The organism is Viridibacillus soli, from assembly GCF_016612995.1.
GTDB lineage: Bacteria > Bacillota > Bacilli > Bacillales_A > Planococcaceae > Viridibacillus > Viridibacillus soli.
In genome coordinates this window covers 45,894-68,668 of sequence record NZ_JAEOAH010000005.1, presented here as the reverse complement: position 1 = coordinate 68,668, position 22,775 = coordinate 45,894, and the positions used below count along the sequence as shown (strand labels likewise).

The following is a 22,775-nucleotide window of genomic DNA, read 5'->3' as shown; positions in this document are numbered from 1 at the left end:
AAGAGATAGGAGGGGTCTACATGTTTCAAACTATTCAAGTAGCAAAAGGTGTCAATATTCATACAAGAACAACCGATCAGTTCAAAACGGTTAATTTTTCGGTAAAATTTAAAAGACCTTTAACTGTCGAGGATGCAGCGGAAAGAACTGTTTTAACAAATGTCATGCAACATAGTAATGCACGATATCCATCTTCAGCTGCATTACGTATGTATTTAGACGATTTATATGGCACTGTTCTATATTTAGATACAACAAAACGTGGCGATGAGCACACCGTTTTGTTAAACATAGAAACTGTCAATGATCAATATTTGAAAACCGGTGAAGTTTTAGGGAAAGTGCTAGAGCTTATGAATACGGTTTTATTCGATCCTAATTTTGACAATGGTGTATTCCGTGAAAGTATTGTAACTCGTGAAAAGGAAATGGTAATTGAGCGTATTCAATCCGTTTTTGATGATAAATCACGCTATGCTCAACAGCAGTTGTTAAATATTATGCGTCCAAATCACCCTGCTTCAATTTCAGCGAATGGTAAAATTAAGGATGTTGAAAAAGTTACACCTGCATCATTAGTAAAAACGTACGAAAAAATGTTAGCTGAAGATTTAATCGATATTTATGTTGTTGGTGATATTGATGAAAAAGAAATGGTCGACAGTTTGAAAAAAGCGTTACCATTTGCTGATCGTGCAGTCGACCATGCAGTGCATCCAACTGTAGAAAGTAAACCTACTGAAACTTATGTCAGTGAACAGCAAGATATGAAGCAAGGTAAATTACATATCGGCTATCATACACCTGTCACTTTCACGCACAAGGATTTCCCTAAAATGCAAATTTTTAATGGCGTTTTTGGTGGCTATCCACATGCAAAATTATTTATGAATGTACGTGAAAAAGAAAGTATGGCGTATTACTGCTCAAGCTCGTATTCTTCACAATATGGTTTAGTATTCGTCATTTCAGGAATCGATGCCAATAAAGAGGAAAAAGCAATAGCATTAATCGATGAACAGCTAGCTTCTATCCAACAAGGTGAAATTACGGATTTAGAATTAACACAAACGAAAGCAATGCTAACCAATCAATTAAAAGAAGCGCTTGATTCGGCTCGTGGCCAAATTGAAATTTACGATCAATATAAAGAATTGCCAACAGCATTCTCGGTAGAAAAAATGGCTGTAAAATGGCAAGCCGTAACGAAGGAAGATATCGTAGAAATGGCAAAAAAAGTCGAAAAAGAAACAGTTTATTTCTTAAGTGGTAAGGAGGATGCTCCGGAATGAAAACAATCCAATTCGATCAATTAGATGAAACACTTTACTACGAAAAATTAGATAATGGCTTAGACGTTTATATATTGCCTAAAAAAGGCTTCTCTAAAACATTCGTCACATTTACAACAAAATACGGTTCTATCGATCGCTCATTTGTACCTCTAGGTGAAACAGAAGCCGTTACAGTGCCAGACGGGATTGCACACTTTTTAGAACATAAAATGTTCGAAAAAGAAGATGGCGATGTGTTTCAAAAATTTAGTGAAAATGGTGCCTCAGCGAATGCTTTTACATCTTTCACAAGAACGGCGTATTTATTCTCAGCGACAGATCATTTATATGAAAGCACGAAAACATTACTTGATTTCGTACAACAGCCTTATTTCACTGAACAAACTGTGGAGAAGGAAAAAGGAATTATCGGTCAAGAGATTACGATGTATGATGACCAACCAGATTGGCGTTTATACTTTGGTACAATTGAAAATATGTTCCATGAGCATCCAGTGAAAACTGATATCGCAGGTACTATAGAGTCCATCGATGATATTACTGCGGAGCATTTATATACTTGCTACAATACGTTCTATCATCCATCAAATATGCTGTTATTTGTCATCGGTGCAGTTGAGCCGGAAAAAATGATGGATTATATTCGTGCGGATCAAGCGAGCAAAACCTTCGAAGAGCAGGCATCAATCGAACGTATTGAAGTTTCTGAGCCTACTGATGTTGCGGTGCAAAATCGTACGTTAGAAATGGACGTCTTAAAACCGAAAGTATATGTTGGTTTAAAAGCGAAGGAAACAAGTCTTTCAGGTCGAGAAATGTTGAAGCATGAACTTTCTATTCAATTAGCTCTTGATGTGATATTTGGACGTTCTTCCGATTTCTATACGAAAGTATATGAAGCAGGTATGATTGATGAATCGTATGCGTATGATTTCTCATTAGAAAAAGGCTTTGGCTTTGCCTTAATTGGTTCTGATACGAATCAAACAGATGAATTAGTAGAGGCTATTCAAGATGTGATGCAAAAAACACAAGAAAAATGGCCATTTGGTTTGGATGAGTTAGAACGTGTTAAACGTCGTAAAATCGGTTTTTATTTAAGAGCATTAAACTCAATCGAATTTATCGCCAATCAATTTACGCGATATAAATTTAACGATATGAATTTATTTGATGCTGTTCCTGTAATTGAAGAATTGACAGTAGCTGATGTGCAACAAGCTTTCGCTTCACTACAAGGAGAATCACAGCAAACTGTTTTCAAAGTCGTACCCATAGCTAATAAAGCAAAAACTGTTACTGTACAAGAAGGCCAGGAGTAATAATGAAAAGGTTTTGCTTAGTACTCGGTGCGTCCGGAGTGATTGGATGTGCCATTAGTGAGCAGCTTGCACAGGATGGCTGGTCACTATATATGCAATACAACCAAGGGGCAGGAGTAGCGAGTGAGCTTATAAACAAGCTCACTGCCTCATACCCAGAGCAAGAGTTTATGACGATTCAAGCAGATTTAACAGCACCCAGTGCAGCAGAGCAAATTGCAGGTTCTATATTTTCATTGCAAGCGATTGTTGTGGCAAGTGGTCAAGCACTTTATAAGCTTGTGGACGATACCTCAGCTGACGAGATGGATGCACTTTGGAAAGTGCATGTGCAAACGCCGATTAGACTTATAAGCCTCCTTGCCTCTAAGCTACGTCATAACGAAATAAGCCATATTACGATGATTGGCTCCATTTGGGGCGAAGCAGGAGCGTCAGGTGAGGCATTGTATGCTACTGTGAAAGGTGCATTACATGCGTTCGTGAAATCGTACGCACAGGAAGCCGCGGGTAATGGCATACTTGTGAATGCGGTTGCTCCCGGCTTTATTAATACCAAAATGAACGGACATTTATCGGATTTAGAGGAGCAAGCGCTTATAGCGGAAATTCCGTTAGCAAGAGCTGGGTCACCAACTGAAGTTGGTGACCTAGTGTCCTTCCTATTATCAGGGCGTGCCAACTATATAACGGGTCAAATACTTCGAATTAATGGTGGTTGGTACATATAAATTTCTTTTTTGCACATACTAAATGTGTAAAGGAGGGGTTATATGGATATTATTGAGAACTGGCAAAAGTGGACAAGCTTTTTAGGGCAAAATGTTGCAAAAGCGGAATCTGCTGGTATGTCAAATAAAGTAATACAAGAAGCTGCTGTACAAATCGGAGAATATTTAGCAAAAAATGTTGATCCGAAAAACGAACAGGAGCGAGTGCTTTCTGATTTATGGTCAGTTGCAACCGATAATGAAAAGCAATCTCTTGCTAATTGTGTTGTTAAATTAGTGCAGAATAAGAAGGTTCAATAGGAAAAATGGGGTATTAGCCCCTCTTTTCCTTTTTTTCTTTCCATCTGTTCAAAAATCGGCTATCATGGAACTTAGAAATGTTTTAAGCGTCGTATAATAGAAGGGAACGTTGTATGTGAGAGAATGGTATTTTGAATATGAAATACAAATCAATCGCCCCGGCTTATTAGGAGATATTGCTTCCTTATTAGGTATGCTTCGCGTGAATATCGTGACGATAAATGGTGTCGATCAAGTTCGAAGAGGAATGCTTTTGCGATTTGAAAAGGAAGAACAGATTGAACGATTTGAAAACATCGTTTCTACAATGGAAATGATACGTGTAACGAAATTTCGCGAACCAACAACACGTGATCGTCTAGCGATTCGACATGGTCGTTATATACAAAGAGAAGCGGATGAGAAAAAGACGTTTCGTTTTGTACGTGATGAACTAGGTATTTTAGTAGATTTTATGGCAGAACTTTTTAAAAAGGATGGTCATAAACTTATTGGAATTCGAGGAATGCCTCGGGTCGGTAAAACTGAATCAGTTGTAGCAGCAAGTGTCTGTGCGAATAAGAGATGGTTATTTTTATCATCGACTATGATTAAACAGACTGCGCGCAACAAGCTGATTGGAGACGAGTTTAATAGCAATAATATATTCATTCTTGATGGTATTGTCACAAGACGTTCTTCTGACGAAAAACATCAACAACTTGTACGTGAAATGATGAGTATGCCTGCCATTAAGGTTGTAGAGCATCCTGATATGTTCGTGCAGCATTCTGAATATACAATTGAAGACTTTGATTATATTATCGAATTAAGACACCATCCAGATGAAGAAATTACATACGAAATCATGGAGAAACATAACAGCTTGCTTCAAGATTCGGGTGGTTTCGGCGGCTTTGGAGGATTTAATTTTTAACAGGTAGGTGTTACAATTGACAGAACTAGGAACTCGTTTAAAAGAAGCGAGATTGTCAAAAGGGTATAGTCTGGATGACTTACAGGAAATCACGAAAATTCAAAAACGCTATCTTTCTGCCATTGAAGAGGGGAATTATAGCATCATGCCAGGGACATTCTATGTTCGCGCATTTATTAAACAATATGCAGAAGCAGTTGATTTAAGTGCTGATGAATTATTAGAGACGTATAAATCTGAAGTTCCTGCAAATAAAACAGTAGAAAGTACAACGACGGCCACAATCCAACAGCCACAATCGCGAAGAAGCTTGTCAAAAATTCCTTCAAAAGGCTTTATGGACCTTATGCCAAAACTTGTTGTTGCTTTATTTATTATTATGGCCATCGTTGTTTTTTGGTATTTATTCCAACAAAAAGTTAATAATAATTCAACACCAGTTAAGAAAGAAGAACCACCACAAGTTCAAGTTGATCCACCAAAAACATCTAAACCAGATAACAATAAAGGCAATGCAACAGCTGCTGGCGAAGATCAAAATACGACTGATAAAGATAAAACTAAAAAAGATAAAAAACAACAAAAGCTTTCAAAAGGTACTTTAGTGAATGATAATGCGACAACTGACTATACTTTAACTGGTGCAAAGGATTTCAAAATCCGTGTGGAAGTTTCAGGTGAGACTTGGGTTGGTGTACAAGATGAGAATCGTTTAGAAATCTCCAAAAAAGCCACTGTTTATCATGCAGATGATATAGTTGAAGTCGATGCGAAAGGTAAAGAAAGCGTTCGTATTCGATTAGGTGCTGCTAGTAATGCTAAAGTTTTTGTCAATGATGAGGAAGTTGAATATGCAATTGCCCCGGCAAATCGTCCAACTCAAAATATCGTCATTAAGTTTTCAGAGAAAGAATAGTCATCTAGAGAAAGATGACTATTTTCTTTGAAAGAAGGGTGAGAGAATCGTGAATATACCAAATAGAATTACAGTTTCAAGGGTTCTTCTAATTCCAGTTTTCGTGTTAGTCTTGTTAGTGGATTTTGGATGGGGTAAAATGACAGTTCTTGGCGCTACGATGCCAGTTGAGCATTTTGTCGGTGGGATGATTTTCATCGTAGCGTCTATCACAGACTGGGTGGATGGGTTTTACGCCCGCAAATATAATTTAGTGACGAATATGGGGAAATTTTTGGACCCATTAGCGGATAAATTATTAGTTTCTGCAGCATTTATCCTACTTGTTGAATTAGGAACTGCACCTGCGTGGGTTGTTATTGTTATTATTAGCCGTGAATTTGCCGTAACAGGCTTACGACTGATTTTAGCGGGTGGAGGCGAAGTAGTCGCTGCAAACCAACTAGGTAAGATTAAGACATGGGCACAAATCGTTGCGATTTCTGCACTATTGTTACATAATATTTTCTTTGCTATGTTCGGCATTCCATTTGCTGATATCGCATTATATGTAGCATTATTCTTTACAGTTTGGTCTGGCGTAGATTATTTCTATTTGAATCGCCGTGTTTTATTAGATTCAAAATAAATACAAAATAGAATTTTGTGGGCGAGGATGTATGTATAGAGAGATTTCTCTTACGTCATACCTCGCTTTTTGCAATTAATATGCATTTTTTTGATGGTTACATAAAGTGGAAATGAGAAGGGGTTGATAGAGATGAACGCTGAAATCATTGCAGTAGGTTCAGAGCTTTTACTTGGTCAAATTACGAATACAAATGCACGTTTTATTTCGGGTCAATTATCAGAGTTAGGTATTAATGTGTATTACCATACGGTTGTTGGAGATAATGATGAGCGTTTAGTAAAGGCGATTGAAATTGCTGAATCACGTGCGGATTTAATCATTTTCTCAGGTGGCCTAGGACCAACAAAGGATGATTTAACGAAGGAAACGATTGCACGACACTTAGGGACATTATTGGAGACAGATGATTTTGCTATGCAATCGATCGAAGAATTTTTTGCTCTTCAAAATCGGGTTATGACAGAAAATAATCGTAAACAAGCTCTTGTCTTAAAAGATTGTGAAGTGCTCGTGAATCGCCACGGTATGGCACCGGGTATGCTGCTAGAAAAAAATAATCGCATGTATATGCTATTACCTGGGCCACCGAAGGAATTGGAGCCAATGTTTCAATATGAAGCGAAGCCAAAACTAGCAGCAAGAGTTCTTGACGGAGCGCAAATCATTTCACACGTTCTGCGGTTCTACGGCATCGGGGAGGCTGAATTAGAAGTGAAGGTGCAGGATTTACTAGACAATCAAACAAATCCAACTATCGCGCCGTTAGCGTCAGATGGTGAAGTGACTTTACGTGTTACAGCTAAAGCGCTAAGTATAGAAGAGGCATGGCAGTTAATCGACGAGACAAAAGATGAAATAATCCGCCGTGTTGGCCAATTTATGTATGGTGTGAACGATGATTCACTATCTTCTAAAACAGCTGAAATTCTAATAGAAAATGATTTAACAATTTCAGCAGCTGAAAGCTTAACAGCGGGACTATTTCAATCAGAATTAGCTGAGAATCCAGGTATAAGCCGAGTGCTAGTTGGTGGTGTTGTTACTTATACAGAGCAAGCTAAACGTGAGCAATTAGGTATTTCTGCTGATTTATTAGAAAAGCATGGTGTTGTTAGCTCAGAATGTGCTGCCGCAATGGCTAGTAAAGTAAAAGGAAAGTTTGGCACGGATATTGGCGTTAGTTTAACAGGAGCAGCAGGGCCCGAGGGACATGCTGATCAACCAGCTGGAACAGTATGGATAGGTGTGTGTATCGGGGAGCATGAACCGCAGACATATCAATTGCATTTAACAGGACAACGCAATACAAATCGTTTACGAGCAGTGAAGCGTACATTTGCCTTCATCATTCAATTATTAACAGAACAAGGCTATCGTAAAATATAACTATGAGCCTTGAAAAATGGCCAAAATCGCTCTTTGAGCAAAGAAAAGTGCCCAAATCTTGATTTTGACCAAAATTTCCCCGAATAAATGTTCGCTTTTTTCTTGTGTATTTCTCAAAAAAGAAGTATAGTAGAAACAGGAATAAAACAGACAATGTTTTCGAAGGAGGAACAATATTGAGCGATCGTAAAGCAGCATTAGACATGGCGCTAAAACAAATTGAAAAACAATTTGGTAAAGGTTCAGTTATGAAATTAGGCGAAAAAACAGATATAGAAATTTCAACTTCTTCGAGTGGCTCTCTAGCACTTGATACAGCACTAGGAATAGGTGGTTATCCTCGCGGACGTGTTATTGAAGTATATGGACCGGAAAGTTCTGGTAAAACAACTGTAGCACTTCATGCCATTGCAGAAGTACAAGCAAATGGTGGTACTGCAGCATTTATTGATGCTGAGCATGCACTGGATCCTGTCTATGCACGAAAATTAGGTGTAAATATTGATGAGTTACTACTATCACAACCGGATACCGGTGAACAAGCACTAGAAATCGTTGAAGCGCTTGTACGTAGTGGTGCAATTGATATTATCATCATTGATTCTGTAGCAGCACTTGTACCAAAAGCCGAGATCGAAGGTGAGATGGGTGACTCACATATGGGTCTACAAGCACGTTTAATGTCTCAAGCATTACGTAAATTATCAGGTATTATTAATAAATCGAATACAATTGCCATTTTCATCAACCAAGTTCGTGAAAAAATTGGTGTTATGTTTGGTAACCCAGAAACAACACCAGGTGGACGTGCGCTTAAATTTTACAGTTCAGTTCGTTTAGAAGTACGTCGTGCTGAAACAATCAAGCAGGGTAATGACATGGTCGGTAACAGAACAAAAATTAAAATCGTGAAAAACAAAGTAGCTCCACCATTTAAAACAGCTGAAGTAGATATTATGTATGGTGAAGGGATTTCTAAAGAAGGCGAAATCATCGACATCGGTGTCGAAAAAGAAATCGTGCAAAAAAGTGGTTCTTGGTATGGGTATGAGGAAGAACGCCTAGGTCAAGGTCGTGAAAATGCAAAGCAATTCTTAAAAGAAAATCCTGAAATTGCTAGCGAAATTGCACAGAAAATCCGTGTGGCTTCTGGTATAGCAGAAGATTCATATATAATTGAATCGACTGATGAAGAAAAAATGGATGCAGAGTTATCATCATTATTAGATGAAAAGTAAGATTATTGGGGCCTTTCAATGTAAATTGAAAGGCCCTTTTGACTATAATATCAACTGTGAATCCTTGACATTGGTTTTTTACAACTATACAATTAAACTTGTATAATTTCTAAAATTGAAATGAAATAGGCGCTATATTGAGATACTCTTGAAATGCTCAATGTATAGCCGACTGAAAATGAAAACAATACAGCAAGAGGAGGTGTTCGAATGAAAGAAATCATCTCCGCTTTGCTTGGACTCATCGTCGGTGCCGCTGTTATCTATTACGTCATGAAAAAAGTGAATAATTCAAAAGTGACAGGTGCAAAGAGTTCCGCAGAGCTCATCATAGATGAAGGTAAAAGAGAAGCGGAAGCTCTAAAGAAAGAAGCACTTCTTGAAGCAAAAGATGAAACTCACAAACTTCGAACTGAAGCAGAAAACGACATCCGTGAACGCCGGTTTGAGCTTCAAAAACAAGAAAACCGGTTATTGCAAAGAGAAGAAAATCTTGATCGCAAGGATGAAGCTCTGAATAAGAGGGAAGCGGGTTTTGAGCGTAAAGAAGAAGCTCTTGCCGGCAGACAACAGCATATTGAACAGATGGAAAGCAAAGTGGAAGAACTCGTAGCTAAACAGCAATCTGAAATCGAACGTATTTCAGCATTAACCCGTGAAGAAGCGAAAGTAATTATTTTACAACAAGTGGAAAACGAGTTATCAACTGATATTGCAGTTATGACGAAAGAATCTGAGATGCGAGCAAAAGAAGAATCTGACAAAAAAGCACGAGAAATTTTATCACTTGCACTTCAGCGCTTTGCAGCTGATCACGTTGCAGAAACGACTGTCTCTGTCGTCACCTTACCAAATGACGAGATGAAAGGTCGTATTATTGGGCGTGAAGGTCGTAATATTCGAACACTCGAAACGTTAACAGGTATCGATTTAATTATTGATGACACACCTGAAGCAGTCATCTTATCTGGATTTGATCCAATTCGTCGAGAAACAGCCCGTCTAGCACTTGAAAAATTAGTACAAGATGGACGTATTCACCCAGCTCGCATTGAAGAGATGGTTGAGAAATCTCGCCGCGAAGTGGACGAGCAAATCCGTGAAACTGGTGAACAAACAACTTTCGAAGTGGGTATCCACAATTTACATCCGGACTTAATGAAAATTTTAGGCCGTATGAAATATCGTACAAGTTATGGTCAGAACGTCTTGAAACACTCTGTAGAAGTAGCACACTTAGCCGGCTTACTAGCGGCAGAGTTGGGAGAAGATGTACTTTTAGCAAAACGTGCCGGCTTACTGCATGATATTGGTAAAGCAATTGACCATGAAGTCGAAGGTAGCCACGTAGAAATCGGTGTTGAATTAGCTACAAAATACAAAGAGCATCCTGTCGTTATTAACAGTATTGCTTCTCACCATGGTGACACTGAACCAACTTCAGTTATCGCTGTATTAGTAGCAGCAGCTGATGCATTATCTGCAGCACGCCCTGGTGCACGTAGTGAAACGCTTGAAAATTATATTCGTCGTCTAGAAAAACTAGAAGAAATTTCTGAGTCATATGAAGGCGTTGAGAAATCATTCGCTATTCAAGCTGGTCGCGAAATACGTATTATCGTACGTCCTGACCAAATTGATGATTTAGCTTCACATCGTCTAGCACGTGATATTCGCAAACGCATTGAGGATGAACTGGATTATCCAGGACATATTAAAGTGACGGTTATTCGTGAAACACGCGCAGTTGAGTACGCGAAATAAATAGTTTCAGAAAAACGATGCATATTAGCACCGAGTATAAAATAAGTAAAACCTAAATTTAAATATTTTATAAAGAAGGCTTCTTAGAACTTCGGTCAAGAAGCCTTTTTTGTTGGAAAAGAGTGAAACAATAATGAAAGTACTATTTATCGGAGACATTGTCGGCTCAATTGGCCGTACAGCTGTTGAAACATATTTACCAAGATTAAAGAGAAAATATGCACCAGATGTTGTTATTGCAAACGGTGAGAATGCTGCTGCTGGACGTGGAATTACAAGAGCTATCTATCAAGAGCTATTAATGATGGGTGTAGATGTGATTACAATGGGTAACCATACATGGGATCAAAAAGAAATTTTCGATTTCATTGACGATGCAGAGTTTTTAATCCGACCAGCAAACTTCTCAGACGAAGCACCTGGTAAAGGGATGACAACTATTACGAAAAACGGTCATACTTTATCTGTGATCAATCTACATGGACGTACTTTCTTACCACCACATGGCGATCCATTTGCGAAAGCAGATGAATTAGTAGAAGAAGCGAAAAAAGTTTCTCCGTTAATCTTCGTGGATTTCCATGCTGAAGTAACTAGTGAAAAAATCGCAATGGGATGGCATTTAGATGGCCGAGTATCAACTGTTGTTGGTACGCACACACATGTTCAAACAGCGGATGCACGCATTTACCCTGGCGGTACTGCGTATATTACCGATGTTGGAATGACAGGCCCGTACGATGAAGTATTAGGGATGAATAAAGAAAGCGTACTCTATCGCTTTAAAACAAATATGCCAGTACGCTTTGAGGTACCGAAACAAGGCCGCGAAGTATTAAGTGGCTTCTTTGTTGATCTGGATGATAAGACGGGCTTAGCAAAATCATTTGAGCGCGTATATATTAATGCAGATTATCCATTCCGAGCATAATTGTAAGTCTATTCCCAAAACCAGCTGCATACAATAATCCATGGACAATAGAGATGTCCCACATTTTTTCAAATTAAGGGAGGAATTGTTGTGGATTCATTGAAAGTATCTTCTCGCTCAAACCCGAACTCAGTCGCTGGCGCATTAGTAGCAGTCATCAGGGAGCAAGGCTATGCAGAGATGCAAGCAGTTGGAGCAGGTGCACTAAACCAAGCTGTTAAAGCAGTTGCAATTGCAAGAGGATTTGTTGCACCAAGTGGTACGGACTTGACTTGTTCGCCTGCTTTCACCGATATTTTAATTGCAGGTGAAGACCGAACAGCGATAAAGCTTTTAGTTGAAAAGCGTTCGAGATAAATAAGAACAAAAAATACCGGGCAACCGGTATTTTTTTTATATACATAAAAAAGTATGGTAACATAGTGATAATTGTCAGTATTTATTATTACAACTTATTGAACGGGCTTTTCCGTCAAAGGTCTGAATTTCAAAGAATTCGCTTATAAATAATAGTTTACATCGGTTCTTCGTGATAAACTGATGAAGGATAAAAAGCTTAAAACCTGTAATTAAGGAGATGTTATACATGTTACATCAGCTTTCATGGAAAGTCGGTGGGCAACAAGGGGAAGGTATTGAGAGTACGGGGGAAATTTTCTCTACGGCTATGAACCGTCTTGGATACCATTTATATGGATACCGTCACTTCTCTTCCCGCATTAAAGGTGGCCATACGAACAATAAAATTAACGTACGCACATCTGTCGTACACACGATTCCAGATGATTTAGATATATTGGTCGCATTTGATCAAGAAACAATCGATGTCAACTACAAAGAGTTAACATCAGGAGGCGTTATTTTAGCAGATGCTAAATTCAACCCTGAAAAACCAGAAGATTGCCCAGCAACATTATACGTTGTTCCATTCACGGAAGTAGCAGCTGAATTGGGCACTACTTTAATGAAAAACATGGTTGCAATCGGTGCAACTGCTGCATTATTAAATCTTGAAGATGAAGTATTCCAAAGCGTCGTTGATGAAATCTTCGGTCGTAAAGGTGAGACAGTAGTCCAAAAAAATATGACAGCGATTGCACAAGGTCATGTACTGATGAATGACATGCTTGGTGACCGTGTTGGTGCATTCGAATTAGAGCAGGCAGATGGCAAGCATCGCATGTTCATGATTGGGAACGAAGCTATTGCTCTAGGCGCATTAGCAGCAGGCTCTCGCATTATGTCAGCATATCCAATCACTCCAGCTTCAGAAATTATGGAATATTTAATTAAAAAATTGCCAAAATTTGGTGGTACTGTTATTCAAACAGAAGATGAAATCGCAGCAGCAACAATGGCGATCGGCGCTAACTATGGTGGCGTACGTGCATTTACAGCATCTGCAGGTCCGGGTCTATCATTAATGATGGAAGCAATCGGCCTTTCTGGTATGACAGAGCAACCACTTGTTATCGTTGATACACAACGTGGTGGTCCATCAACAGGTCTACCAACAAAGCAAGAACAATCGGATTTAATGGCAATGCTTTACGGTACACATGGTGAAATTCCGAAAGTAGTTATTGCACCAAGTACTGGTGAAGAAGCATTCTACGATACAATCCAAGCCTTTAACATTGCGGAAGAATTACAATTACCAGTTATTCTATTATCAGATCTTCAATTATCACTTGGTAAACAAACAGTTGAACCATTTGATTACTCGAAAATTGAAATTCGTCGCGGTAAATTAGAACTTGGAGAATTACCTGAAGCAGAAGATAAGGCTTACTTTAAACGTTTTGAAGTAACAGAAGATGGCGTGTCAACTCGTGTCGTGCCTGGTCAAAAACACGGTATTCATCACGTTACAGGTGTCGAACATGACGAAACAGGTAAACCATCAGAAGCTGCGGGCAATCGTAAAGCGCAAATGGACAAACGTTTCCGTAAACTAGACCACGTCAACTTCAACGTTCCAGTATTCAAAAACACACCGCACGAAGAAGCAGATGTCCTATTAGTAGGCTTCAACTCAACTAAGGGTGTATTAGAAGAAATTCAACCGATGTTGAATGAAGAAGGTGTGAAAACAAACCACGCACATATTCGTTTAATTCACCCATTCCCAACGGAGGAAATGAAAGAATTAATCGGTCATGCGAAAAAAGTAATCGTCGTTGAAAACAATGCCACTGGCCAATTAGCTAATGTGATAAAAATGAATATTAGCGCACACGAAAAAATTATTAGCTTAGTGAAATATGACGGCACACCATTCTTACCAAAAGAATTGTTAGGCCGCGTGAAGGAGTTGCTAACAGATGGTAACATTTAAGGATTTCCGGAATAATGTTAAACCTAACTGGTGTCCTGGATGTGGTGACTTTTCAGTGCAAGCTGCAATCCAACGTGCTGCAGCAAATCTTGAAATAGTGCCACATGAACTAGCTGTTATTTCAGGAATCGGCTGTTCAGGTCGTATCTCAGGTTATATTAATTCATATGGTTTACATGGTATTCACGGTCGTGCATTACCAATCGCACAAGGCTTGAAAATGGCTAACCGTAATTTAAAAGTAATTGCATCAGGTGGTGATGGTGACGGCTTCGCAATCGGTATGGGTCACACAATCCATTCAATTCGTCGAAACGTTGATATCACTTACATTGTCATGGATAACCAAATCTATGGCTTAACAAAAGGCCAAACATCACCACGCTCAGCTGCTGGCTTCATAACGAAGTCAACACCAGGTGGCGCAATAGAGCCTTCACTAAAGCCATTAGAAGTTGCAATATCTGCAGGAGCAACATTCGTAGCACAAAGTTTCTCAACAGATTTAAAAGAGCTAACTGCAATTATCGAAGCAGGTATGAATCACAAAGGCTTCTCATTCATTAACGTATTTAGCCCATGTGTAACTTATAATAAAGTCAACACATATGACTGGTTCAAAGAAAATATTACAAAATTATCAAGCTTAGAAGGCTACGACTCATCAAACCGTGCCCAAGCTATGGCAACAGTAATGGAGCATGACGGTCTTGTAACAGGTATCATTTATCAAGACAAAGAAGCACAATCATACCAAGATTTAGTCAAAGGTTATCACGAAGAACCCCTTAATCAGCAAGATATGATGATTGAGGAAAATGATCTCCAAGAGCTAATGAAAGAGTTTATGTAATAAATTATTTAGAAGTTAAACCTCTAGTCGCTTGTCGGCTAGAGGTTTAGCTTTTTTTAATGGTGTTTTGGGGAGGGAATGGAAGGGCTAATGCTAGTTGAGTTGTGCGAAAGTAAGTGAGTAGCGCCAAAATCCCCCAACTCGCCAAACCTAGCTATATGTCGAAACACCGACAATTAACGTTCTTTTCTTGTAGGAACCACACTCCATTCAGTATAATAAGAAAATGGGTATTCGAGTGTGCGAATACGAGTGGAAGGAGTTTACTGATGAACGAAGAACAGCGACTAGCTAGTCAACAAGTGAAACAACCAGATACATCGGACAAAAAATCCGAGAAGGACTATAGTAAATATTTTCAATCTGTTTATACAGCGCCATCTTTAAAAGATGCAAAGAAACGTGGTAAAGAAGAAGTTCAGTACCATAAAGACTTCGCTATTGATGAGAAATACATGGGTATGGGACATGGTCGTAAATTCTACATTCGTACGTACGGTTGCCAAATGAATGAACACGATACAGAAGTAATGGCTGGGATTTTCCTACAACTTGGTTATGAAGCGACAGATAGCGTAGAAGATGCGAATATCATCTTAATGAATACTTGCGCAATCCGTGAAAATGCGGAGAACAAAGTATTTGGTGAACTTGGTCACTTTAAACCGTTAAAACAAAAAAATCCAGATTTATTGATCGGGGTTTGTGGCTGTATGTCGCAAGAAGAAGCAGTTGTGAAGAAAATCTTGAAAACATATGACCAAGTTGATATGATTTTCGGGACGCATAATATTCATCGTATACCTGATATTCTAAACGAAGCGTATATGTCAAAAGAAATGGTTATTGAAGTGTGGTCTAAAGAAGGTGACGTTATTGAGAACCTTCCGAAAGTCCGTAAAGGTAATACGAAAGCTTGGGTTAATATTATGTACGGCTGTGATAAATTCTGTACATACTGTATCGTACCTTATACACGCGGCAAAGAACGTAGTCGACGCCCAGATGATATTATTCAAGAGGTGCGCCAATTAGCAGCACAGGGCTATAAAGAAGTGACATTACTCGGTCAAAACGTAAACGCTTACGGAAGAGATTTTGAAGACCTCACATATGGCCTTGGAGAATTAATGAATGAGTTGCGAACAATTGATATTCCCCGCATTCGTTTTACAACAAGTCATCCACGCGACTTCGACGATCACTTAATCGAAGTATTAGCAAAAAAAGGGAATTTGGTTGAGCATATTCATTTACCAGTACAATCAGGTTCAAGTGATATGTTGAAAATCATGGCGCGTAAATATACGCGTGAAAGCTATTTGGAGCTCGTTCGCAAAATTAGAAAAGCTATTCCAGATGTAGCGTTAACAACAGATATAATCGTTGGTTTCCCGAATGAAACGGACGAGCAATTTGAAGAAACGCTATCATTATATAAAGAAGTAGGCTTTGAAATGGCATTTACGTACATTTATTCACCACGTGAAGGTACACCTGCAGCTAAAATGCAGGATAATGTGCCAATGGAAGTGAAAAAAGAGCGACTACAACGGCTAAATGATGTGGTGAACCAACTTTGTGGTGAAGCTATTAAGCAATATGACGGTCAAATCGTAGAAGTGTTAGTCGAAGGGGAAAGTAAACGTAACCCGAATGTACTAGCAGGTTATACTAGAAAAAATAAACTCGTAAACTTTGTAGCACCTAAAGAAGTTATCGGTCAAATTGTGAAGGTACAAGTTACCGAAGCAAAAACATGGTCACTTCAAGGGGACTTTATCGAAGTCTTAACGGGTCAAGAGGTGGAAATATAATGGCGGAAATGTATACAAAAGATCAAATCATCGCAAAAGCAATGGAAGTCGCACATATGGTAGCAAACACAGAAGAAGTTGATTTCTTCAAACGTGCAGAAGCGCAAATTAACGAAAACCAAATGGTACGCGAAAAAATCGCTAGTTTAAAAAGTTTACAAAAACAAGCAGTAAACTTCCAACATTACGGTAAAGAAAAGGCACTTAAACTAATTGAAGATAAAATTGCGAAAATCGAAGAAGAAATCGATTCTTTACCAATCGTAGAAGAATTCAAACAATCTCAAGGTGATGTAAATGATCTATTACAATTAGTATCAAATACAATCGCTAACAGCGTTACAGATGAAATCGTTGAGTCAACAGGTGGCGATGTGTTACGTGGCGAAACAGGATCAAAAGTAGAAAACTCAAAACCAGGTAGCTGTTCTTAATCTTATAAATCCCAAAAACCTTTTAAAGATCTAGTATCTTTAAAAGGTTTTTTTATAGAATAAACTGTTTCTTTTTTCGTGAAATAAATAAACGCATTTCAAAAGAGGCGGAGCATTTTAAAAGAAAAAGAAACTTGATTAGGATTCTAAAGTGCTTGATGATTTAGGTGGTATTCCTCATCGTATTGATTAGAAAATTGGTGGCAAAGTGGATGGGCAGCAATATCTAAGTATACTTCCATCGATCGTTGAGCTCTTTTGAAAAATTCGATCCAGTTGATACGAAGATTAATGTAACGATTAGAGGTCGAGGCTGGACAGAGTTTGATAAGGCCTACTTTTTAAGGCAATAACGTTTAATCGGGTTATTTACTGGAGGTAAAGGGTATCATTTTTGATTTATATCCGAGTATTTATAAACAAAAGGAATTATCAACAGATATGACGTTAATTCCTCAATTGATTTATAATACGGATCATCCAGGTTCAGCAATGCCCGCTACCCGTCTAGCCTTTAAAGTAACAGAATAATAAGAGACTACTGTTTAGCTGAAATGAAAAAGGCTGTTCAGTAGTTTTTTTATTTAAAAAGACTAATCTAATCACCCAATAGGCTAATGCCGCATAAGATGAAATGAACGGAAGCAAAGGAGGAATTGCGCTGAAACAGTTGCGTCAAATTGTCACAAAGGCGGTCGTCGCTAAGGGAAAAAAACGAGTAGAAGTGTGTGAGCTTTTAAGACCACCCAATAAACCATCGAGTATTTTAGGGTGCTGGGTGATCAATCATACGTATCAAGCGAAAAAGCATGGCAATTTTGTTGAAGTAACTGGCAAATTTGATGTCAATGTTTGGTACGCTTATCATAATCATTCAAAAACGGCAGTGTTCTCAGAAACTGTACTGTACAAAGATCGTATCAAGCTTAAATACAGAGATACGGATACGACAGGTAAAGAGGATGTCCATGTGAAGGTTTTACAGCAACCAAACTGCATAGAAGCTATTATTACACCTTGTGGGGAGCAGTTCCAAGTTACAATAGAACGAGAATTGCTTGCGGAAGTAGTCGGAGAGACAAAAGTGTGCATTAGTGTACATCCATTAGAATTTGAAGAGGAGTGGGACTTAGATGAAAGCTCATCTAGTTCATCATCGTCTAGTTCATCCTCTTCCTCTTCATCGTCATCTAGTTCATCATCATCTAGCTCATCATCAGGTCCGCCATTTGAATCGTCATCCTTTCACTAAGGATCATTAAAGCCGGAAGCGACTCCGGCTTATTTTTTGTGTACAAAGATAAAAAGGTATGAAACGCTTTTCGTAACGGATTTTGTTATAATAGAAATAAGATTTAGGTATACAAGAGAGGTAATGACATGACAACATATACACCCATGATTCAACAATATTTACAAGTGAAAGCAGACTATAAAGACGCTTTTTTATTTTTCCGTTTAGGAGATTTTTATGAAATGTTCTTTGACGATGCCGTAAATGCATCTCAAATTTTAGAAATCACATTAACTAGCAGAGATGCAGGGATGAAAGAACGCATTCCGATGTGCGGTGTACCACATCACGCTGCTAAAAACTATATCGAAACACTTGTTCAAAAAGGCTATAAAGTAGCAGTTTGTGAACAAACAGAAGATGTCAAACAAGCAAAAGGTGTCGTTAAACGAGAGGTCGTACAGCTCATCACACCAGGGACGATCATGGAAGGGAAAGGGCTAGACGGTAAAACAAATCATTTTATCGCAGCTGCTGTGCAAATAAATACATCAGAATATGCTTTTAGTTATTTAGATTTATCAACTGGAGAAGCAACGGCTACATATGTAGAAGGTGACGGTAAATTATTGTTACAGCAACTACAAGCATATGATATTCGCGAATTAGTCGTGTCAGAACAATTATTTGACGAATTGACAGAACAGGCTGAAACATTATCAATTGTCCTATCAATAGAAGAAGAGGCTATGGATGAAGTAAGAAGTGCACAGTATTTAGTAGCAGCACCGAGTAATTTACACGGTGCGGGACGCAAGTTACTTTACTATATCGAACGTACGCAAATGCGCTCGCTATCGCATATTCAACCATTCCAATACAATGAAACAAAAAATTATTTAAATATTGATACCAATTCAAAACGTAATTTAGAATTGATTCAATCACTGCGTGGTGGTGATCAAAAAGGAACGCTTTTATGGTTACTGGATGAGACCGTTACAGCAATGGGTGGTCGAAAATTAAAACAATGGCTACACCAACCATTAGCAAACCGTCAGCATATTGAAAATCGCTTAAGCATCGTTACGGATTTACTTGAAGAGTATTTCATTCGAGCAGAATTACAGGAATTATTTAAACAAGTGTATGACTTAGAACGCTTAGCAGGACGCGTTGCATTCGGTAATGTAGGAGGCCGTGATTTAGCCCAATTGAGAGAATCACTACGCCAAGTTCCTGTTATTCAAGAGCAGTTGCAATCCTCTTCAAAAGTAAACCTACAAAACTTAGGGAAAGCACTTGATTTATGTAGTGATGTGGAAAGCTATTTAAGTCATGCGATTACGGATCATCCCCCCATTTCGATTAAAGAAGGCGATGTCATCAGAGGTGGCTACGACGAAAAATTAGACGAGCTCCGTTACGCCTCCCGTAACGGTAAAGATTGGATTGCTGCACTTGAACAGCAAGAACGTGAAAAAACAGGTATTAAGAATTTAAAAATTGGCTATAATCGCGTGTTCGGCTACTATATTGAGATTACGAAATCATATATACATTTAGCGGATTTAGAGCGTTATGAACGAAAGCAAACACTTGCTAATGCTGAGCGTTATATTACAGATGAGCTGAAAGAAAAAGAAGCGATTATTTTAAATGCAGAAGAAGAAAGCTTAGCGCTTGAATATACGTTATTTACACAAATTCGTGAAGAATTAAAGCATTATATTCCGCGATTACAAGCACTTGCTTCAGCAGTTAGTGAATTAGATGTCTACGTGAGCTTTGCGACAGTAACGGAAAAGTATCGCTTCACAAAACCGGTATTCCATGAAGGACGTTCACTGAAAATCGTTAATGGTCGTCACCCAGTCGTTGAGAAAATGATGAATAAGCAATTGTATGTTCCTAATGATTGCATTCTGACTGATGAGCGCAATATGATGCTTATTACAGGACCAAATATGTCGGGTAAAAGTACGTATATGCGCCAAGTAGCACTTATTACAATTCTTGCACAAATAGGCTGTTACGTCCCTGCAAATGAAGCAGAACTACCGATTACTGACCAAATTTTCACGCGTATTGGAGCAGCGGATGATTTAGCCGCTGGACAAAGTACATTTATGGTGGAAATGTTGGAATCTCAACATGCCATTACAAACGCTACAGCGAAAAGTTTGTTGCTCTTTGATGAAATAGGACGTGGTACCTCAACTTATGACGGTATGGCATTAGCTCAATCCATGATGGAGTATATTCATAATAAAATCGGTGCGAATACGTTATTCTCTACCCATTATCATGAATTAACAGATTTGGAGAATGCATTAGATCGCTTGCAAAACGTCCATGTTTCGGCAACGGAGCAAGATGGTAAGGTAGTCTTTTTACACAAAGTGAAAAAAGGGCCAGCAGATAAAAGTTATGGTATCCACGTTGCTGAATTAGCAGAGCTACCAGCTGATATTATTGCAAGAGCTCGTATATTACTTGAACAATTTGAAGCAACAGATGAAGTTTCAGCAGCAACCGTTACAAAAGTAGAACAAGCTCCAAGCATCAAAGAGGAGCCTGCTCAATTATCGTTATTTGCTGAAGAGAAACCTGGGAAAGTTGTAAAATCAGCTGTTTCAGAAATAGAACAAGACGCGCTAGAGCAGCTTCGTGCATTAAATGTATCCGGCACTACGCCAATGGATGCACTGCAGCTTGTTTACGCATTGCAACAATCTTTACTAAAAAAATAGGAGGTGCAAAAAATGGGTCATATTCATATTATGGATGAATTTTTGTCCAATAAAATTGCGGCAGGTGAAGTAGTTGAGCGCCCTTCATCCGTTGTGAAAGAACTAGTTGAAAATGCCATTGATGCAGGAAGCACCTCAATTGAAGTGACATTAGAAGAAGCTGGGTTAACATCGATTCAAGTAATCGATAATGGTAGTGGAATGGACGAAGGGGATGCATTGAAATCATTCCAGCGCCATGCCACCAGTAAAATTGATAACGAGCATGATTTATTCCGTATCCGCACGCTCGGTTTCCGCGGTGAGGCATTAGCTAGTATTGCTTCAGTATCCAAAATTTCACTCGTGACATCGGATGGTGAAAAGGGTACTGAAGTGCAGCTTGAAGGTGGTCATGTCATAGACAAAAAGCCTGCAGCATTGCGCAAAGGGACGGATATGAAAGTATCACAACTTTTTTACAACACACCAGCACGTTTAAAGTATATGAAAACGATACAAACTGAACTAGGTCACACGATTGATTTGATCAATAGATTGGCACTTTGTAATCCTGATATCGCGTTCAAATTGCGACACCATGACCATACATTGTTGGAAACAAATGGTCGCGGTGATTTACGTCAAGTGTTAGCGGCTATTTACGGTGTCGCCAATGCGAAAAAGATGGTGCCGTTTGAAGGTGAATCAGCCGATTATAAAATTTCAGGCTTTGCGACTGTTCCTGAAATAACACGTGCATCAAAAAATTATATGTCTATTTTCGTCAATGGACGTTGGGTACGCCATTACACTGTGCAAAAGGCGATTATCGATTCCTACCATACATTTTTGCCAATCGGTCGCTTTCCGATTTCGGTCATTAATATTGAAGGTGATCCGTTTTTAACAGACGTGAATGTTCACCCTTCAAAACAGCAAATTCGGTTAAGCAAAGAAGCAGATTTAATGGACTTAATTGAAAAGACATTGCATAAAGTGATTCGTCAATCGATGCAAGCGCCAGAAATTGCAGAAAAAAAGAAAAAAGTACCGCAAACAGGAGAACAAATCAACTTCTGGAAAACGATGAATTACAACAATACGAGCATGCCACTGTTCAATGAAAAACCGAAGCAAGAACAGGATTCAACTACCTTTTCAAGGCCGTTCCCGCAAGATGTTTTAAATTCGACATCAAATATAGGTGTTGTAAAAGAAGAAACATGGGAACAAATAAGTCATACGGGTAACTCGGAGAATTCTGAACTACCTGTGCAACAAAATAGCACAGATGTACAGCGTATGATTCCATATGAAGAGGAAAACGAACAATTGTCTAAAGAAGAGCCATTTCCAGAGCTTGAAATCGTCGGTCAAATTCATGGTACGTATATAGTAGCGCAAAGTGAGGATGGCTTTTATCTCGTTGATCAGCATGCTGCACAAGAACGTATTAAATATGAATTTTTCAAAGATAAGGTTGGAGATGTAAATCCAAATGAGCGACAATCATTATTATTCCCGTTAACATTTCACTACTCAGCTGACGAAGCACTCGTGTTACGAGAAAATGTAGATTGTTTAATAGATGTCGGTGTCTTGCTGGAGGAATTTGGCACGAACTCATTTGTTGTTAGAGAGCACCCTGCTTGGTTTCCGAAAGATTTTGAAGATGAGATTATTGAGGAACTTATTGAACAAGTGCTACGCGAACGAAGAACGGATGTTAGAAAATTACGCGAGGAAGCGGCTATTATGATGAGTTGTAAACGTTCCATTAAAGCAAATCACTACTTAGATCAGCAGCAAATGGAAGTATTACTACATGATTTAAAACAGATGGCCAACCCGTTCACATGCCCACATGGTAGACCTGTGATCGTCCATTTCAAAACGTATGAAATTGAGAAAATGTTTAAGCGAGTTATGTAATT

At 38.7% G+C, this 22,775-nt stretch carries 19 protein-coding genes; all 19 read left to right on the top strand.

Features of this window, described 5'->3' with window-relative positions; genetic code table 11:
• The first annotated feature begins 20 nt into the window (after positions 1 to 20).
• The 19 genes from yfmF to mutL all read left to right on the top strand — a co-directional run bounded on the left by yfmF (position 21) and on the right by mutL (position 22,773).
• Entirely contained in the window at positions 21 to 1,292 is a 1,272-nt protein-coding gene (gene yfmF / locus JFL43_RS05540; RefSeq protein WP_200748263.1) for an EF-P 5-aminopentanol modification-associated protein YfmF, read from the top strand.
• The gene (gene yfmH / locus JFL43_RS05535; protein ID WP_200748262.1) at positions 1,289 to 2,617 is read left to right on the top strand and encodes an EF-P 5-aminopentanol modification-associated protein YfmH; all 1,329 of its coding nucleotides are present in this window, start codon (positions 1,289 to 1,291) and stop codon (positions 2,615 to 2,617) included. Before yfmF ends, yfmH begins: the two co-directional genes overlap by 4 nt.
• A 2-nt stretch (positions 2,618 to 2,619) precedes the next feature.
• On the top strand, positions 2,620 to 3,348 hold the full coding sequence (ymfI, locus tag JFL43_RS05530) for an elongation factor P 5-aminopentanone reductase (protein WP_200748261.1): 729 nt from the start codon (positions 2,620 to 2,622) through the stop codon (positions 3,346 to 3,348).
• A 42-nt stretch (positions 3,349 to 3,390) separates the two neighbouring features.
• On the top strand, positions 3,391 to 3,648 hold the full coding sequence (locus JFL43_RS05525; protein WP_100796543.1) for a DUF3243 domain-containing protein: 258 nt from the start codon (positions 3,391 to 3,393) through the stop codon (positions 3,646 to 3,648).
• A 115-nt stretch (positions 3,649 to 3,763) separates the two neighbouring features.
• The gene (locus tag JFL43_RS05520; RefSeq protein ID WP_100798160.1) at positions 3,764 to 4,564 is read left to right on the top strand and encodes a DUF3388 domain-containing protein; all 801 of its coding nucleotides are present in this window, start codon (positions 3,764 to 3,766) and stop codon (positions 4,562 to 4,564) included.
• 7 nt (positions 4,565 to 4,571) lie between these two features.
• Positions 4,572 to 5,480 carry a helix-turn-helix domain-containing protein gene (locus JFL43_RS05515; protein WP_325166638.1) on the top strand — a complete coding sequence of 303 codons (909 nt, stop codon included), beginning with the start codon at positions 4,572 to 4,574 and terminating at the stop codon, positions 5,478 to 5,480.
• 49 nt (positions 5,481 to 5,529) lie between these two features.
• Positions 5,530 to 6,108, top strand: a complete 579-nt coding sequence (gene pgsA, locus JFL43_RS05510) for a CDP-diacylglycerol--glycerol-3-phosphate 3-phosphatidyltransferase (RefSeq protein ID WP_100796544.1) — start codon at positions 5,530 to 5,532, stop codon at positions 6,106 to 6,108.
• 132 nt (positions 6,109 to 6,240) lie between these two features.
• On the top strand, positions 6,241 to 7,497 hold the full coding sequence (locus JFL43_RS05505; RefSeq protein WP_200748259.1) for a competence/damage-inducible protein A: 1,257 nt from the start codon (positions 6,241 to 6,243) through the stop codon (positions 7,495 to 7,497).
• 176 nt (positions 7,498 to 7,673) lie between these two features.
• Positions 7,674 to 8,735: a recombinase RecA gene (recA, locus tag JFL43_RS05500; RefSeq protein WP_100796546.1), complete on the top strand. Its 1,062-nt coding sequence runs from the start codon at positions 7,674 to 7,676 to the stop codon at positions 8,733 to 8,735.
• Positions 8,736 to 8,945: 210 nt separating this feature from the next.
• Positions 8,946 to 10,499, top strand: coding sequence for a ribonuclease Y (gene rny, locus JFL43_RS05495; RefSeq protein WP_100796547.1), 1,554 nt, complete (start codon positions 8,946 to 8,948; stop codon positions 10,497 to 10,499).
• Between the two features lie 133 nt (positions 10,500 to 10,632).
• Entirely contained in the window at positions 10,633 to 11,430 is a 798-nt protein-coding gene (locus tag JFL43_RS05490; protein WP_100796548.1) for a TIGR00282 family metallophosphoesterase, read from the top strand.
• Between the two features lie 90 nt (positions 11,431 to 11,520).
• Positions 11,521 to 11,787, top strand: coding sequence for a stage V sporulation protein S (locus JFL43_RS05485; protein ID WP_100796549.1), 267 nt, complete (start codon positions 11,521 to 11,523; stop codon positions 11,785 to 11,787).
• A gap of 229 nt (positions 11,788 to 12,016) precedes the next feature.
• Complete coding sequence (locus JFL43_RS05480; RefSeq protein WP_100796550.1) at positions 12,017 to 13,768, top strand: 2-oxoacid:acceptor oxidoreductase subunit alpha; 1,752 nt, start codon at positions 12,017 to 12,019, stop codon at positions 13,766 to 13,768.
• Positions 13,755 to 14,621 (top strand): 2-oxoacid:ferredoxin oxidoreductase subunit beta, encoded by an 867-nt coding sequence (locus JFL43_RS05475; RefSeq protein WP_100796551.1) that lies wholly within the window; start codon positions 13,755 to 13,757, stop codon positions 14,619 to 14,621. Before JFL43_RS05480 ends, JFL43_RS05475 begins: the two co-directional genes overlap by 14 nt.
• Before the next feature lie 269 nt (positions 14,622 to 14,890).
• Positions 14,891 to 16,438: a tRNA (N6-isopentenyl adenosine(37)-C2)-methylthiotransferase MiaB gene (gene miaB, locus JFL43_RS05470; protein WP_200748258.1), complete on the top strand. Its 1,548-nt coding sequence runs from the start codon at positions 14,891 to 14,893 to the stop codon at positions 16,436 to 16,438.
• Complete coding sequence (locus JFL43_RS05465; protein ID WP_100796553.1) at positions 16,438 to 16,872, top strand: RicAFT regulatory complex protein RicA family protein; 435 nt, start codon at positions 16,438 to 16,440, stop codon at positions 16,870 to 16,872. The genes miaB and JFL43_RS05465 overlap by 1 nt, the downstream gene beginning before the upstream one ends.
• A 634-nt stretch (positions 16,873 to 17,506) precedes the next feature.
• A complete protein-coding gene (gene cotE, locus JFL43_RS05460; protein WP_325166637.1) occupies positions 17,507 to 18,124 on the top strand; it encodes an outer spore coat protein CotE in 618 nt (205 codons plus the stop codon).
• A 128-nt stretch (positions 18,125 to 18,252) separates the two neighbouring features.
• Complete coding sequence (gene mutS / locus JFL43_RS05455; protein ID WP_200748257.1) at positions 18,253 to 20,859, top strand: DNA mismatch repair protein MutS; 2,607 nt, start codon at positions 18,253 to 18,255, stop codon at positions 20,857 to 20,859.
• Positions 20,860 to 20,871: 12 nt separating this feature from the next.
• Positions 20,872 to 22,773 carry a DNA mismatch repair endonuclease MutL gene (gene mutL / locus JFL43_RS05450; RefSeq protein WP_200748256.1) on the top strand — a complete coding sequence of 634 codons (1,902 nt, stop codon included), beginning with the start codon at positions 20,872 to 20,874 and terminating at the stop codon, positions 22,771 to 22,773.
• The last annotated feature ends 2 nt before the right edge of the window (positions 22,774 to 22,775 follow it).

Excerpts from the sequence above, each read along its gene's own strand:
- JFL43_RS05465 (WP_100796553.1), top strand. The coding sequence starts at position 16,438 with ATGGCGGAAATGTATACAAAAGATCAAATCATCGCAAAAGCAATGGAA.
- ymfI (WP_200748261.1), top strand. The coding sequence starts at position 2,620 with ATGAAAAGGTTTTGCTTAGTACTCGGTGCGTCCGGAGTGATTGGATGT.
- rny (WP_100796547.1), top strand. The coding sequence starts at position 8,946 with ATGAAAGAAATCATCTCCGCTTTGCTTGGACTCATCGTCGGTGCCGCT.
- mutS (WP_200748257.1), top strand. The coding sequence starts at position 18,253 with ATGACAACATATACACCCATGATTCAACAATATTTACAAGTGAAAGCA.
- cotE (WP_325166637.1), top strand. The coding sequence starts at position 17,507 with ATGAACGGAAGCAAAGGAGGAATTGCGCTGAAACAGTTGCGTCAAATT.
- JFL43_RS05480 (WP_100796550.1), top strand. The coding sequence starts at position 12,017 with ATGTTACATCAGCTTTCATGGAAAGTCGGTGGGCAACAAGGGGAAGGT.
- yfmH (WP_200748262.1), top strand. The coding sequence starts at position 1,289 with ATGAAAACAATCCAATTCGATCAATTAGATGAAACACTTTACTACGAA.
- miaB (WP_200748258.1), top strand. The coding sequence starts at position 14,891 with ATGAACGAAGAACAGCGACTAGCTAGTCAACAAGTGAAACAACCAGAT.
- mutL (WP_200748256.1), top strand. The coding sequence starts at position 20,872 with ATGGGTCATATTCATATTATGGATGAATTTTTGTCCAATAAAATTGCG.
- JFL43_RS05490 (WP_100796548.1), top strand. The coding sequence starts at position 10,633 with ATGAAAGTACTATTTATCGGAGACATTGTCGGCTCAATTGGCCGTACA.
- JFL43_RS05505 (WP_200748259.1), top strand. The coding sequence starts at position 6,241 with ATGAACGCTGAAATCATTGCAGTAGGTTCAGAGCTTTTACTTGGTCAA.
- yfmF (WP_200748263.1), top strand. The coding sequence starts at position 21 with ATGTTTCAAACTATTCAAGTAGCAAAAGGTGTCAATATTCATACAAGA.
- JFL43_RS05475 (WP_100796551.1), top strand. The coding sequence starts at position 13,755 with ATGGTAACATTTAAGGATTTCCGGAATAATGTTAAACCTAACTGGTGT.
- JFL43_RS05525 (WP_100796543.1), top strand. The coding sequence starts at position 3,391 with ATGGATATTATTGAGAACTGGCAAAAGTGGACAAGCTTTTTAGGGCAA.